We start from the raw sequence: 14,279 nt of genomic DNA, 5'->3' as shown, positions 1-14,279 counted from the left end.
GCAGGGTGCGGCCGCTGCCCGGCCGGGCGCCGCGGGCGCCTTGCCGGGTGCCGCCGGGGCGCTGCCGGGTGCGGCTGCGGCCCTGCCGGCCGCCGCGCCGGTCCTGCCCCCGGTCTAGAACTTCGCGCACCTCTGTCACCAGACGGCACCGCAGAGTCACCCACTCTGCGGTGCCGTCGACATTTGGCGCGGATTCCCCGTCGCGCCGCGTCGTGTCGTCTCACTAATAACAGTGGACACACACGTAACATCGACTGGTGTCCCGTGGCCGCGCACCGACGACGTTGCTCACGGCCGTCGCGGCCACCGTCGTCATCGTGTCGTGGGTGGCGAACGCGACGCGTGACCACGGCACGGCGAGCCCGCCCCCGGCGCGGGGCACGCAATTGGTGGAACAGCCGCTGATCGGCCTGGGCGGCGGCGTCACGGTCCGCGAGATCAGCCAGGACACGCCGTTCTCACTGGTCGCGCTCACCGGCGACCTGGCCGGGACGTCCACGCGGGTGCGGGCCAAGCGCCCCGACGGGTCCTGGGGCCCCTGGTATCAGACCGAGTACGAGACCGCCGCCCCCGACCCGACGAGCCGGGTGGGCGACGACTCCGGAGCGGGGCCCGTCGAAGGCCCCCGCGGCACCGACCCCGTGTTCGTCGGCACCACCACCACCGTGCAGATCGCGGTCACCCGCCCGATCGATGCGCCGGTCACCCAGCCGGTCCCGGCGCCCCCGGCCGACGCCCCGGGCAAGCCCCCACTCGGGTACCGACCGGCGTCGCGGGACCAGCCCTTCGGGCAGAACATCAACGCGGTGCTCATCTCCCCGCCGCAGGCCCCGGTCGAGACGCACTGGACTCCGCCGTCGGGGGTTCTGATGCCGGGCCAGGCCCCTGCCATCATCAGCCGCGAACAGTGGGGCGCCGACGAGTCGCTACGCTGCGGAAGCCCCCAGTACGACAACGGGGTTCGCGCCGCGGTCGTGCACCACACCGCCGGCAGCAACGACTACTCCCCGCTGGAGTCCGCCGGGATCGTCAAGGCCATCTACACCTACCACAGCAAAACCCTGGGGTGGTGCGACATCGCCTACAACGCCCTGGTCGACAAATACGGCCAAGTGTTCGAGGGGAGCGCCGGGGGGCTGACCAAGGCGGTCGAGGCCTTCCACACGGGCGGCTTCAACCGCAACACCTGGGGCGTGGCGATGATGGGCAACTTCGACGACGTCCCGCCCACCCCGATCCAGCTGAAAACCGTTGGCCGGCTGCTGGGTTGGCGGCTCGGCCTGGACGGTGTCGACCCCAAGGGCACCGTGGCGCTCGAGTCGGCCGGCAGCCACTACACCACCTACCCGGCCGGTTCGATCGCGACGCTGCCGACCATCTTCACCCACCGCGACGTCGGCAACACCGACTGTCCGGGCAACGCCGCCTACGCGCTGATGGACGAGATCCGGGATATCGCAGCGCATTTCAACGATCCGCCCGAGGAATTGATCAAGGCGCTGCAGGGCGGCGCGATCTACGACCACTGGCAGGCCATCGGCGGCATGAACAGCCCGCTGGGCGCGCCGACGTCCCCGGAGGACGACGCCGAGGGGGACGCCCGCTACGTCACCTTCGCCAAGGGCGCCATGTACTGGTCACCGCAGACCGGCGCGCAACCCGTCACCGGCGCCATCTACGACGCCTGGGCGTCGCTGAGCTACGAGCGGGGACCGCTCGGACTGCCGACCAGCGCGGAAATCCAGGAACCGCTGCAGATCACGCAGAACTTCACGCACGGCACCCTGAACTACGACCGGCTGACCGGAAACGTCAACGAGGTGGCGGACGGCATCACGACGCCCCTGTCGACGGACGCGCCGAGCGGCCCGACGGTCCCGGCCGAGCACTTCTCGCTGCCGGCCCACCCGCCCGCGGCCTGACGCACGCCGCTCAGGCTGACTGGCGCCACTCCTCCGCACGCCGCAACGCGGCGTGCATCGTCGTGCCGCTCAGGCTCAATGGCGACACTCCTCCGCACGCCGCAACGCGGCGTGCATCGTCGTGCCGCTATAACCACCAGCGCTCGAGCACCCGGCCCACCCCGTCGTCGTTGTTGTTGGCGGTGACCTCGTCGGCGGCGGCCTGCACGTCGGGGTTGGCGTTGCCCATCGCGACGCCCAGCCCCGCCCACCGCAGCATCGGCAGGTCGTTGGGCATATCACCGAACGCGACCACCTCCCCGCCGACGATGCCCAGCGGGGCCGCAATCTGGTCCACGCCGGTGGCCTTGCTGGTTCCCGGCGGCACGATCTCGACGAGGCCGTTGTTGGTGGAGTAGGTGATATCGCCCGCGTTGCCGACGTGCCCGGCCAGCTCGGCGGCCATGTCGGCGCTGCGCGCCCCGGCCCGGCGAACCAGCAGCTTGATCGCCGGTGCGCTCAGCAGATCCTCGATCGCCACCTCGGTGTTGTCCGGGTTCAACCAGGCGTGCTCGTAACCCGGCGAGCTGACGAACTGGGGCGTCGCGGTGTCGTGGGCGCGTTCGCCGATGCGCTCGACGGCCAGCCCGGCGCCCGGGATGAGGCGGGTCACCCGCTCGGCGAGCTCGGCCAGCGTGTCCAGGTCGAGCGTGCGCGCCGAGAGCACCCGGTCGGTCGCGGGGTCGTAGATGACGGCGCCGTTGGCGCACACCGCGACGGGGGCGAAACCGAGCGCATCGACGACGGGACGGATCCAGCGCGGCGGCCGGCCGGTCGCGACCACGAACCGCGCGCCCGCGGCGACGGCGGCGTGGATGGCGTCGCGGGTGCGCGGGGTGATCGTGTCGGCGTCGTCGAAGAGGGTGCCGTCGACGTCGCAGGCGATGAGGGCGGGCAGGGTCATCGAGACCGTCCGCCGCGGCGGCAAGCGCTCAATGCAGCCCGCTCTGCTCTTGGCCCGGCCGGGTGACCCCGTCGGTGCCGTACTTCTGCATCCGGGCCTGCAGCTCCGAGAGCCGGATGGCGCGCGAGTCGTCCTGGGTCGGCGCGCCGCCGCCCAGGCGGTGCGGCACCCAGTACTCACCCTCGGGGTGCGGGTACTCCTCCTGGACGCGGTAGAGCAACTCGTTCATCGACGCGCGCAGCGCGGCGTTGACCTGCTCGGGCGTGCCCTGCGGGGGCAGCGGCCGGCCGACGGCGACGGTGATCGGAACCTTGTTGCGCCACACCTTCTTCGGGTGGTCCTTGGGCCAGATGCGGTGCGCACCCCAGACGATGAGCGGGATGATCGGCACCCCGGCGTCGAGCGCCATCCGGGCCGCGCCGGTCTTGAACTCGCGCAGCTCGAAGCTGCGGCTGATGGTGGCCTCGGGGTGCATCCCGATCAGCTCGCCCTCCCGCATCCGCTGCACGGCCACCTCGAACGCGTCGTGTCCGGTCCGGCGGTCCACGGGGATCAGCCGGGCGTGCTTGATGACGTAGTTCACCGCCTTCACGTCGGCCATCTCCGCCTTGATCATGAAGTACGCGCGCCGGCCCCGCTCGCGCACCGCGAGCAGCGTCGGCAGCCAGTCCAGGTAGCTGGTGTGGTTCTGCGCCAGCAGGGCCCCGCCGCGGGTCGGGATGTTCTCCAACCCGTGATAGGTGAACGTGGTCCCCTGCATCGCGACCATCGGCGGGACGATCCACTCGCCCAACCGGTAGAACCCCTCAGCCATGTCGTCTCCTTCACTTACCGCGACGGCCGGCGGCGCGCGCCGCGGCCTCGTCGGCCTCCATCCGGGCGGCCTGCTGGGGGGTCGGCGCGCCGCCGCCCAGCCGGCGGGGGACCCAGTGCGCTCCCGGCTCGTTCGGATAGCGTCCCTGCACGTCGTGCAGCAACGTCGTCATCGATGCGCGCAGCGCGGCGTCGGTCTGCGCTGTGTCGTCGGCCGCCCGCAGCGGCTCGCCCACGCCCACGGTCACCGGTATGTTGCCGCGGATCAACTTGCGCGGGTGGTCCTTGGTCCAGACGCGCTGCGCGCCCCAGACGATCATCGGCACGATCGGCACGTCGGCGTCGGCGGCCATTCGGGCGGCGCCCGTCTTGAACTCCTTGAGTTCGAAGCTGCGGCTGATCGTCGCCTCCGGGTAGACGCCCACCAGCTCGCCGGCGCGCAGGCGCTGCACGGCCACCGCGTAGGCGTCCCCGCCGGCGCGGCGGTCGACGGGAATGGTGCCGGTGTGTTTGATCAGGAAGTTGACCACCTTCACCTGCTGCATCTCGGCTTTGATCATGAAGCGCAGCCGCCGGCGGCGGCGGTGCACGGCCAGCCCGGCGGGCAGGAAGTCGACGTAACTGGTGTGGTTGATCGCGATCACCGCGCCGCCGTCATCGGGGATGTGTTCCTCACCGGCATAGCTGATCCGCGCGCCGCTGACCACGACGGCCAACTGGGCCACGAACTCCAGGGTGCGGTAGACCGGCTCCGCCATCGTTCACTGCTCCGGCGCCCCTGGGGCCTGGGCGCGGCGCGCCGCGCGGGCGGCGGCCTCCTCGGCCTCCAGTCGGGTCGCGTCGGCCAGGGACGGCGCGCCCCCGCCCAGTCGGTGCGGCACCCAGAACTCGCCCGCGGGATGCGGCCCGTACATCTCCTGCGCCCGCTCGAGCAGGTGCTGCATGCGCGAGTGCAGCAGACCCTTGAGTTCCTCGAGGGCCAGCGTCGGCTCGATCGGCTCGCCCACCAGCACGATGATCGGCACCTTCGGCCGGAATAGCTTCTTGGGGTGGCCCTTGGTCCAGATGCGCTGCGCGCCCCAGACGATGACCGGGACGATCGGCACGCCGGCGTCCAGCGCCATGCGGGCCGCGCCCGACTTGAACTCCTTGATCTCGAAGCTGCGGCTGATGGTGGCCTCGGGGTAGACGCCGACCAGCTCGCCGTCCTTGAGGTTGCGGACGGCCTCCTCGTAGGACGCCGCCCCGTCCTGGCGGTTCACCGAGATGTGCCGCAGGCTGCGCATGATGGGCCCGGTGATCTTGTTGTCGAACACTTCTTGTTTGGCCATGAACCGCACCTTGCGGCCGAGGCCCTGCTGGTAGGCGGGCAGACCCGCGAACGTGAAGTCCAGGTAGCCGGTGTGATTGATCGCGATCACCGCGCCGCCGGTCTTCGGAAGGTTGTCCGCACCGCTGACCGTGATCTTCAGGCCCTGGATGCGCCAGACCAAGCGGGCGATCTGGATGACAGTCCCGTATACCGGTTCCACAGCACTTCAGCCTAGTGCGCCCGGCGGCGAGTCGCCCGAAGTGCTGCACACCGGGGCTTTCGCGGGCACCGCCACGCCGGTCCGCCGCCCGGGTCGCGTGGCGGGTGCCCGGCAGCGCGCCGCGCTAAGCTCGGGGGCTGAAAAGCCGTTCCCCCGGTCGCGGCGTGACGCGGCCACAGAAAGGTATTTGTGCAGGTCACCAGCGTCGGCCACGCCGGATTTCGGATCGAGACGCCCGCGGGCAGCATTCTGTGCGACCCCTGGGTCAACCCGGCGTACTTCGGGTCCTGGTTCCCGTTCCCCGACAACAGCGGGTTGGACTGGGACCGCCTGGGCGACTGCGACTACCTCTACGTGTCGCACCTGCACAAGGATCACTTCGACGCCAAGAACCTGGCCGAACACGTCAATAAAGACGCCGTGGTGCTGCTGCCCGACTTCCCTGTCCCGGACCTGCGCCACGAGTTGGAACGGCTCGGCTTTCACCGGTTCTTCGACACCAGCACCTCGGTCAAGCACCGCCTGGTTGGCCCCAAGGGCGAGCTGGACGTCATGATCATCGCCCTGCGGGCGCCCGCCGACGGCCCCATCGGCGACTCCGCGCTGGTGGTCTCCGACGGCACCACGACGGTGTTCAACATGAACGACGCCCGGCCGGTCGACCTCGACGTGCTCGATTCCGCCTTCGGCCACATCGACGTGCACCTGCTGCAGTACTCGGGGGCCATCTGGTATCCGATGGTCTACGACATGCCGGCCCGCGCCAAGGAGTCCTTCGGCGTGCAGAAGCGGCAACGCCAGATGGACCGCGCCCGGCAGTACCTGACTCAGGTGGGGGCGACCTGGGTCGTCCCGTCGGCGGGCCCGCCGTGCTTCCTGGATCCCGAGTTGCGCCATCTCAACGACGACCATGGTGATCCGGCCAACATCTTTCCCGACCAGGCGGTGTTTCTGGACCAGATGCGCGCGCACGGCCACGACGGCGGGCTGCTGATGATGCCCGGTTCGACCGCGGACTTCACCGGAACCACGCTCAACTCGTTGCGCCACCCGATCCCCGAGGACCAGGTCGAGGCCATCTTCACCACGGGCAAGGCCGCCTACATCGCCGACTACGCCGAGCGGATGGCGCCGGTGCTGGCCGCCGAGCGGGCCCGCTGGGCCCCGGCCGCCGGGGAGCCGCTGCTCGAGCCGCTGCGTGCGCTGTTCGAGCCGATCATGTCCCAGAGCGACGAAATCTGCGACGGCATCGGCTATCCCGTGGAACTCGTGCTGGGCCCCGAGACGGTCATCCTGGATTTCCCGAAACGGACCGTGCGCGAGCCGATCGCACACGAGAAGGTGCGCTACGGGTTCGCGATCGCCCCGGAACTGGTCCGCACGGTGTTGCGCGACCGGGAACCCGACTGGGTCAACACCATCTTCCTGTCCACCCGGTTCACGGCATGGCGGGTCGGCGGTTACAACGAATACCTCTACACCTTCTTCAAGTGCCTCACCGACGAGCGGGTCGCCTACGCCGACGGCTGGTTCGCCGAGAGTCACGACGACTCGGCGTCAATCACCATGGACGGGTGGACGATTCAGCGCCGCTGCCCGCACCTCAAGGCGGATCTGTCGAAATTCGGTGTCGTGGAGGGCAATACGCTGACCTGCAATCTGCACGGGTGGCAGTGGCGTCTGGACGACGGCCGCTGCCTGACCGCGCGGGGCCATCAGCTGCGAAGTTCCCGGCCATGACCGCGACCCGCGGACAGACCTACGACGACGGCCTCGTGCAACTCGACCGCACCGCGATCACGTTGTGCCGCTACCATTTTCCCTCGGGCACCGCGAAAATCATCGCGCTGGACGCGATCCGCGGCTATCAGTCCGAGAACCTGGGCCTGTGGACGCACCGGCTGCGCATCTGGGGCAGCTCCGACCTGCGGCGCTGGCTGCCGCTGGACGTCGGCCGTCCGTTCAAGTCCACGCTGATCACCTTGGACGTGCCCGGCACCTGGCCCCGCCCGGCGTTCACGCCGGCGCGGCCCGCCGAGTTCGTGGCCCTGCTCGACGAATTGTTGAGCCAGCGCGGTTAGGACGCGCGGTCGGCCAGAGCCTGCCGCGCGGCGTTGTAGCCGGGGATGAAGGTGATGCCCGGCCCGCCGTGACAGCCGGCGCTGCCGAGGTAGAGCCCGGCGATTGGGATCGGCTGGCCGCGAAAACCGGTGGGGCCGGGCCGGTTCGGCCCGATCTGATCGGAGCTGAACAGGCCGTGGCAGTAGTCGCCGCCGGGTGCGCCGAACATGACCCCCATGTGCCGCGGCGTGAAGGTGGTGTGCCGGATGATGCTGCGCTCGAAGTTGGGCGCGAGCCGGGTGACCTTGTCGATGACCCGCTGGCCCATCTCGATCTTGGCCTGGCCGTAGTCGGCGCCGCCCTCGATCGGGAACCACAGCGCGAACGCCGACGCGGCGTGCTTGCCGGGCGGGGCCAGGTCCGGGTCGTTTTGTGACGGCACCTGCAGCACGACGGTGGGATCGGCGGGGACCACGCCGCGCCGGCAGTCCTCCCACTGCTGCTGAACCTCTTCCGGCGTGCAGAACAGGCCGATGGACGCCTGCAGCGCCGGGTCGTTGAGCGCCTCGTACGGCGCGGCGAACGCCGGGGCCTCGTCCAGCGCGAAGTGCATCTGCAGGTAGCTGCCGCGGTGGTCGATGCGGGCGTACCGCTGGCGGATGTCGGCCGGCACCGCCGCCGGGTCGATGAGCTCGTTGAGCGTGACGTCGGGCGCGATGCCCGAGACCACGATCGGGGCGGTCAACGTCTCCCCCGCCTCCGTCCGCACGCCGCGGACCTGGGCTTCGGGGCCGGCGCCCGCCACGAGGATCTCCGCAACCTGGGTCCGCAGCCGCACCTCGCCGCCGTGGCTTTCCAGCAGCGCCCCCAGGTGCGCCGTGAGCGCGCCGATGCCGCCGCGCAGCTTCTTCATCTGCATGGTGTCACCGTCGGGAACGCCCAGTCCGAACGCGAGCGCCGCGGCGCTGCCCGGCGTCGCGGGCCCGCGGTACAGGGTGTTTACGGCCAGCACCGTCATCGATCCGCGCAGGGCCCCGTGCTTGTCCCGGTCCGGCAGGTAGCGGTCCAGCACGTCGGTGACCGAACCGAACAGCATCTCGTTGATGGCGGACCGCTCGAATTCCGTTGTGGCGCAGGCATACATCTCGTCGAACGTCTTGGGCGGTGCCCCCGCCTCGAAACGGCCCAGGGCGCGCGTCGGGGCCTGGGCCCAAGCCATCAGGCCCGCCATGCCGTTGACGGCGTCGGCGCCGTGGACCTCGTTGAGGTGGGTGAAAAGCTTGACCGGGTCGCTGTATTGGACCAGCGGGTCGTCGCCGACGCCGCGCAACGCCACCGACATCACGTCCAGGTCGATGGTCGGCAGGGTGTCCAGGGCGAGTTCGCGGACCACCTCCGGGGCCGTCGGGAACTGCACCGAGCCGGCGATTTCGAACCGGTAGCCGTCGAAAAGCTCCACCGTGGAAGCCATTCCACCGGCGTAGAGCTTGCCGTCCAGGCAGACGGTGCGCAGGCCGGCCTTTTGCAGCAGCACGGCCGCCGCCAGCCCGTTGTGCCCGGCACCGATAACGATCGCGTCATATGTCATCTGTGGCCTCCACGATGGAGGCTCGCACGCCCGCAAAGTTTTGTCAATTATGACGAAACTGCGGTGATCCAGGTGCCGGACAACCCGTCGCGCAGCGACTCCAGCGCCACGTGCGTGATCCGTGCCAGTTCGCCCAGCGACCGTTCCTCGCCCACCATCCACGCCTCCATCGCGCCGAACACGGCCGCCGCGATGCACCGGGCGCTGACCGTGACACGCAACCGCGCGTCGGGTGACCGATCGGCCGCCCCGCTGCGCCGGCGCAGCTGTTGCTCGATGGCGTCGGCGAGGTCGGCTTGGACGTCGCGGATGTGCCGGACGATACGGCCCTGGTCCAGGTCGCCGCCCCGCAGCGCAGCGATCTTCGTCACCGCCTCCACGTCGTAGGGGAAGGCAAAGACGGCGGCCTGTACGGAGTCGATGACCGGCTCGTCGACGGGCCTGGTGTTCAGCGCCGCGCGGAACCAGTGCAGCCCCGTGTAATCGGCGAACAGCAGGTCGTGCTTGGAGCTGAAGTGCCGATAGAAGGTGCGCAGCGAGACGCCGGCGTCGGCCGCGATCTGCTCGGCGGAGGTCTCCTCGACGCCCTGGGCCAGGAACCGCACCACGGCGGCCTGGCGCAGCGCCTCGCGAGTGCGTTCGCTGCGCGCCGTCTGAGCTGGCCGGACCATGGCAGTAAGGTATCAAGAAACTTTTTGACAATATTGACAAAACTTCGCGGACCGGGTGAGACTGCGCACATGGTCTCGCTCCTCACCCACGCGGTCCTCGGGCTCGCGGTCATCGCCTGGATCGTCAGGGCCAACTCGGCCGTCTTCGCCCGGCCCGCCGGCGGCCCGCTGTTCTCGCCGATGGAAATCGTGTACTACGTCGTCGGCATCGCCTCGGTCGCGCTCGGCTGGTACTTCAACGTCACCTACGTGCAGGAATACGCGCACGGGTCCACCAATCCGTTGTGGGGCGAACACGGCAGCTGGGCCGAATACATCCGGCTGATGTTCACCAACCCGGCCGCGAGCTCCGCCAGCCAGGACTACACGATCGCCAATGTCGTTCTGCTGCCCATCTTTACGGTCGTCGACGGTTACCGGCGGGGGCTCAAGCACCCCTGGCTGTACTTCGTGTCGAGCCTGTTCACCAGCTTCGCGTTCGCGTTCGCGTTCTACTTCGCGACCATGGAACGCCAGCGCCGGCACGAGCAGGCGCGCCAGACGGTGCACGCCTAGGGTTCGAGCACCTCGGCGCCCACGTACGGGACCAGGGCGGCGGGCACCCGCACGCTGCCGTCGGGCTGCTGATGGTTCTCCAGGATGGCGACCAGCCAGCGAGTGGTGCCCAGCGTCCCGTTGAGGGTGGCCGCGATCTGGGGCTTGCCGCCCTCGTCGCGGTATCGCGTCGACAACCGGCGCGCCTGGAAGGTGGTGCAGTTCGACGTCGACGTCAGCTCCCGGTAGGCGCCCTGGGTGGGCACCCACGCCTCGCAGTCGAACTTGCGGGCGGCCGAGGACCCGAGATCGCCCGCGGCGACGTCGATCACGCGATAAGGCACCTCGATGCGGGCCAGCATCTCGCGTTGCCAGCCGAGCAGCCGCTGGTGCTCGGCCTCGGCCTCGTCGGGCGTGCAGTAGACGAACGCCTCGACCTTGTCGAACTGGTGCACCCGGATGATGCCGCGGGTGTCCTTGCCGTAGCTGCCGGCCTCGCGGCGGAAACAGGACGACCACCCCGCATACCGCAACGGCCCGCCGGAAAGGTCCAGGATCTCGTTCCAGTGGTAGCCGGCCAGCGGCACCTCCGACGTCCCGACGAGATAAAGGTCGTCCTCCTCGAGCCGGTAGATCTCGTCGGCGTGGGCGCCGAGGAAGCCGGTGCCGGCCATCACCTCCGGGCGCACCAACACCGGCGGGATCATCGGGATGAAGCCGTTGTCGACGGCCAGCCGCAGCGCCAGCTGCAACAGCCCGAGTTGCAGCAGCGCCCCCTTCCCGGTGAGGAAGTAGAACCGCGACCCGGACACCTTGGCGCCCCGCTGCATGTCGATCAGTCCCAGCGACTCGCCCAGCTCCAGGTGGTCCTTGGCGTTCTCGATCGCGGCGGGTTCGCCGACGACGTCGAGCACCCGGTAGTCGTCCTCCCCGCCGGCGGGCACGCCGTCGATGACGACGTTGGAGATGGCCATGTGCGCCGCGGTGAACGCCGCCTCGGCGTCGGCCTGCGCGGCCTCGGCGGCCTTGACCTGCTCGGCCAGCTCCTTGGCGCGCGCGAGCCTGGCCGGGCGTTCCTCGGGTGACGCGGCCCCGACGCTCTTGCTGGCCGCCTTCTGTTCGGCGCGCAGCGTGTCGGCGGAGGAAATGGCGGAGCGGCGCGCCGCGTCGGCCGCCACGAGGGCGTCGACCAGCGCCGGGTCCTCGCCCCGGCTGACTTGCGAGCGGCGCACCGCGTCGGGGTCCTCCCGGAGCAGCTTCAGGTCGATCACGGCCCTGAGACTACTTTCGCCGGCGCGGCCGGTCGTCGCAGCACCCCCGGCACGGAATCCCAGGATTCACTTCGGCAACATTTGTCACGCCGCGGGGGCGCTGCTGTCAGAATGGAGCGGATGTCGCAAGCCCCCGAACTCCTGGACGCCTCGCGCGCCGACGAGCCCGCCGGCTCGACCGACCGGTCGGCGGACCGGACGCTGGCCGGACTGCAGTGGCCGCGCAGCCTGCAGGCCCGCGCGACCCGGCGGGCGCTGCTGCTCACCGCGCTGGGTGGGCTGCTGATCGCCGGGCTGGTCACGGCCATCCCGGTCGGGGGGTCCGGGCCGGGACGGCTGGCCGGCTACCTGGACAGCGATCCCGTGCCGAGCACCGGGGCCCGTAGCGACGCCGCCTTCAACCGGGCCGGCGCCGGGGACTGCCTGATGTGGCCCGACACCGCGCCGGAGTCGGCGCGCATCGTCAAGTGCTCCGACGACCACAAGTTCGAGGTGGCCGAGTCCATCGACATGCGGACGTTCCCGGGCGCCGAATACGGGCCGAACGCCGCTCCCCCGTCGCCCGCGCGCATCCAGCAGATCACGCAGGAGCAGTGCGACACGGCCGCCCGCGGCTACCTCGGCGCCAAGTTCGACCCCAACAGCAGGTTCACTGTCAGCCTGCTGTGGCCGGGTGATCGCCCCTGGCGTCAGTCCGGCGATCGCCGCATGCTGTGCGGCCTGCAGCTGCCCGGCCTGAACAACCAGCAGCAGGTGTTCAAGGGCAAGGTCGCCGACGTCGACCAGTCCAAGGTCTGGCCGGCGGGCACCTGCCTGGGCATCGACGCGACGACCAACCAGCCCACCGACGCCCCTGTGGACTGCAAGACGCCGCACGCGATGGAGGTGACCGGCACCGTCAACCTTGGCGAGAAGTTCCCGGGCCCGCTGCCGCCGGAGCCCGACCAGGACGCCTACATCAAAGACAACTGCACCAAGATGACCGACGCCTACCTGGCGCCGACCAAGCTACGGACCACCACCCTGACGCTCATCTACCCGACGGTGACGCTGTCGAGCTGGACGGCGGGCAGCCGAGAGGTCGCCTGCAGCATCGGCTCCACGCTGGGCAACGGCGGCTGGGCCACGCTGGTGAACAGCGCCAAGGGCCAATTGCTGATTAATGGTCAGGCGCCGGTGCCGCCCCCGGACATCCCCGAGGAACGGCTCACCATGCCGCCGATCCCGCTGCAGGTTCCGGCCCAGGCGCCGTCCAGCCAGAGCCAGGGGCAGGGACAGAGCCCGCCGAGCGCCCCACCGGCGATCCCCCCGAACAACCAGCACCTGCCCGGCCAGCAACCCGGCGGCGCCCCGGCGCAGTCGCCCGCCTCCCCGGCCCCGCAGCAGGCCCCGCAGCCACAACAGCAGCCACAGCAGCAGGCGCCCGCACCGGCTCCGCAGGCCCCCGCCCCGGCACCGGCGCCCGCGGACCCGGGGTTGCCCCCCGGTGACGCCGGAGCGCCGCCGGCCGGCCCGGTGCCCGAGCCCGCCCCCGGGGGGTAGCCGGGTGGCCGTGCGGATGGATCTGCAGCGCTTCGACGAACTGGTCTCCGACGCGCTCGATCTGGTTCCGCCCGAGCTGGCGGCGGCGATGGACAACGTCGTCGTCCTCGTCGAGGCCCGCCATCCCGAGGACGACGAGCTGCTCGGACTGTACGAAGGGGTGGCGCTGACCGAACGCGATTCCGACTACTCGGGGTCGCTGCCGGACGCCATCTTCGTCTACCGGGACGCGTTGCTGGAGGTTTGTGACTCCGAGGAGCAGGTGGTCGACGAGGTGGCGATCACGGTAATCCATGAGATCGCGCACCACTTCGGCATCGACGACGACCGGTTGCACGAGCTCGGCTGGGCCTGACCCGACACATCTCGCGTTTGTGGGCGCGGCATCCCGGATATGTCCGCCGCGGGTGCTATGAACGGCGTATGAGTGCCGATTGCCGCGACTGCCGGGCAGGCCTAGATCACTGTCACGGCACCATCATTCGTCACGCGCAGGGCCGGTTCTGGGGCCGCGCGGAGTGCACCGAACCGGACTGCACCAGCCCCGAACTGGTCGCGCACACGTTCGTCATCGACTGCGACGCCGTGGGCTGCGCGTGCGCGGAATGGATCGCGCTGGCGGTCTAGCCCGTGCCGTCATCCCATCGGGTCGGTGCTGGAGTGAACCGCGTCGCCCACCGGGGTGGCCGCGACCTCGGGATAAAACGGCGGCGTCAGGCTCCCCCACCGCAGGCAGCTCCACCGCCCGTCGGTGATCGGCGACAGCACCACCGACTCGGCGTTGTCCAGGTGGTTGTCCAGCGCGAACTCGGCCTCGACGCCGGACAGCATGGCGGCCGCCAGGCGGATCGCGGCGCCGTGGCTGACGACCACGATGTCGCCGTGCCACTCCCGGTCGTCCAGGTAGCGCAGCCGCAGATCGGTGATGGCGGGCACGTAGCGGTCCAGCACCTGGTTGCCGGTTTCGCCGCCGGGAAGCGGGATGTCCAGCTCGCCACGATGCCACCGGCCATAGATCGCGTTGAACTCGGCGATCGCGTCGTCGTCGTTGCGGTTCTCCAGCTCCCCGACCTGCACCTCGTGGATGCCCGGGAGTTCGACGGCGCCCAGGTCGAGCTGGGAGCCGATGACCGCGGCGGTCTGCGACGCCCGCGTGGCCACGGAATGCGCGAGCATCGCCGGCCGGCCGGCGTGCTGGGCGAACGCGCGGGCCTGATCGCGCCCCAGGGGCGTCAGCTCCGCGCCGGGCGGGCGGGTGTCGAGCCTGCGCTCGACGTTGCCGAAGGACTGGCCGTGCCGCACCAACACCAACCGGCCGGTCATGACTCACTCCTTTCCGCCGCTTCCGGCTTGCCCTCTCGCAATCGCGTCAACCACCGCAGCGCCTCGTCGGCGGGCGGCG

Annotated in this window: 15 protein-coding genes; 7 read left to right on the top strand and 8 right to left on the bottom strand. The window is 70.3% G+C overall.

All coding sequences use genetic code 11. The features are described from left to right. Positions 1 to 257 precede the first annotated feature (257 nt). On the top strand, positions 258 to 1,922 hold the full coding sequence (locus A5714_RS11530) for an N-acetylmuramoyl-L-alanine amidase (protein WP_369829437.1): 1,665 nt from the start codon (positions 258 to 260) through the stop codon (positions 1,920 to 1,922). A gap of 127 nt (positions 1,923 to 2,049) precedes the next feature. Here the strand turns inward: A5714_RS11530 and A5714_RS11525 are convergent, their stop codons facing one another. From A5714_RS11525 to A5714_RS11510, 4 genes are read right to left on the bottom strand one after another with little or no spacing between them, the layout of a single operon-like run. Beyond that, complete coding sequence (locus A5714_RS11525; protein ID WP_068071985.1) at positions 2,050 to 2,865, bottom strand: Cof-type HAD-IIB family hydrolase; 816 nt, start codon at positions 2,863 to 2,865, stop codon at positions 2,050 to 2,052. Positions 2,866 to 2,893: 28 nt separating this feature from the next. Continuing rightward, entirely contained in the window at positions 2,894 to 3,679 is a 786-nt protein-coding gene (locus A5714_RS11520) for a 1-acyl-sn-glycerol-3-phosphate acyltransferase (RefSeq protein WP_068071987.1), read from the bottom strand. A 10-nt stretch (positions 3,680 to 3,689) separates the two neighbouring features. After that, positions 3,690 to 4,436 carry a 1-acyl-sn-glycerol-3-phosphate acyltransferase gene (locus tag A5714_RS11515; RefSeq protein WP_068285309.1) on the bottom strand — a complete coding sequence of 249 codons (747 nt, stop codon included), beginning with the start codon at positions 4,434 to 4,436 and terminating at the stop codon, positions 3,690 to 3,692. Between the two features lie 3 nt (positions 4,437 to 4,439). Continuing rightward, positions 4,440 to 5,210 carry a 1-acyl-sn-glycerol-3-phosphate acyltransferase gene (locus tag A5714_RS11510; RefSeq protein ID WP_068285307.1) on the bottom strand — a complete coding sequence of 257 codons (771 nt, stop codon included), beginning with the start codon at positions 5,208 to 5,210 and terminating at the stop codon, positions 4,440 to 4,442. A 189-nt stretch (positions 5,211 to 5,399) separates the two neighbouring features. Here A5714_RS11510 and A5714_RS11505 point away from each other — a divergent pair, with 189 nt between their 5' ends. Together A5714_RS11505 and A5714_RS11500 are read left to right on the top strand one after the other, a co-directional pair. After that, positions 5,400 to 6,950, top strand: coding sequence for an MBL fold metallo-hydrolase (locus A5714_RS11505; protein ID WP_068285306.1), 1,551 nt, complete (start codon positions 5,400 to 5,402; stop codon positions 6,948 to 6,950). Beyond that, on the top strand, positions 6,947 to 7,291 hold the full coding sequence (locus A5714_RS11500) for a hypothetical protein (RefSeq protein WP_068285304.1): 345 nt from the start codon (positions 6,947 to 6,949) through the stop codon (positions 7,289 to 7,291). Before A5714_RS11505 ends, A5714_RS11500 begins: the two co-directional genes overlap by 4 nt. Here A5714_RS11500 and A5714_RS11495 read toward each other — a convergent pair. Together A5714_RS11495 and A5714_RS11490 are read right to left on the bottom strand one after the other, a co-directional pair. Continuing rightward, positions 7,288 to 8,859, bottom strand: coding sequence for an NAD(P)/FAD-dependent oxidoreductase (locus A5714_RS11495; protein WP_068285303.1), 1,572 nt, complete (start codon positions 8,857 to 8,859; stop codon positions 7,288 to 7,290). The two genes, A5714_RS11500 and A5714_RS11495, sit on opposite strands and share 4 nt — an antisense overlap. A 47-nt stretch (positions 8,860 to 8,906) precedes the next feature. Then, a complete protein-coding gene (locus A5714_RS11490; RefSeq protein ID WP_068285301.1) occupies positions 8,907 to 9,530 on the bottom strand; it encodes a TetR/AcrR family transcriptional regulator in 624 nt (207 codons plus the stop codon). Positions 9,531 to 9,599: 69 nt separating this feature from the next. Here A5714_RS11490 and A5714_RS11485 point away from each other — a divergent pair, with 69 nt between their 5' ends. After that, on the top strand, positions 9,600 to 10,085 hold the full coding sequence (locus tag A5714_RS11485) for a DUF2834 domain-containing protein (protein ID WP_068071970.1): 486 nt from the start codon (positions 9,600 to 9,602) through the stop codon (positions 10,083 to 10,085). On the opposite strand, the gene serS is transcribed toward A5714_RS11485, so the two are convergent. Then, on the bottom strand, positions 10,082 to 11,335 hold the full coding sequence (gene serS, locus A5714_RS11480) for a serine--tRNA ligase (protein ID WP_068285297.1): 1,254 nt from the start codon (positions 11,333 to 11,335) through the stop codon (positions 10,082 to 10,084). The genes A5714_RS11485 and serS overlap by 4 nt on opposite strands. Before the next feature lie 111 nt (positions 11,336 to 11,446). Between serS and A5714_RS11475 the strand changes: the two genes are divergently transcribed. From A5714_RS11475 to A5714_RS11465, 3 genes are all read left to right on the top strand, one after another. Then, the gene (locus tag A5714_RS11475) at positions 11,447 to 12,877 is read left to right on the top strand and encodes a septum formation family protein (protein WP_068285295.1); all 1,431 of its coding nucleotides are present in this window, start codon (positions 11,447 to 11,449) and stop codon (positions 12,875 to 12,877) included. Positions 12,878 to 12,881: 4 nt separating this feature from the next. After that, the gene (locus tag A5714_RS11470) at positions 12,882 to 13,232 is read left to right on the top strand and encodes a metallopeptidase family protein (protein ID WP_068285312.1); all 351 of its coding nucleotides are present in this window, start codon (positions 12,882 to 12,884) and stop codon (positions 13,230 to 13,232) included. Positions 13,233 to 13,300: 68 nt separating this feature from the next. Further along, positions 13,301 to 13,504, top strand: coding sequence for a hypothetical protein (locus A5714_RS11465; protein WP_068071975.1), 204 nt, complete (start codon positions 13,301 to 13,303; stop codon positions 13,502 to 13,504). A 9-nt stretch (positions 13,505 to 13,513) separates the two neighbouring features. On the opposite strand, the gene A5714_RS11460 is transcribed toward A5714_RS11465, so the two are convergent. After that, positions 13,514 to 14,200: a histidine phosphatase family protein gene (locus A5714_RS11460; protein ID WP_068285293.1), complete on the bottom strand. Its 687-nt coding sequence runs from the start codon at positions 14,198 to 14,200 to the stop codon at positions 13,514 to 13,516. Positions 14,201 to 14,279: the final 79 nt, after the last annotated feature.

Source organism: Mycobacterium sp. E2462, assembly GCF_001672685.1.
Lineage (GTDB): Bacteria > Actinomycetota > Actinomycetes > Mycobacteriales > Mycobacteriaceae > Mycobacterium.
This window is presented reverse-complemented; position numbering and strand designations above follow the sequence as displayed.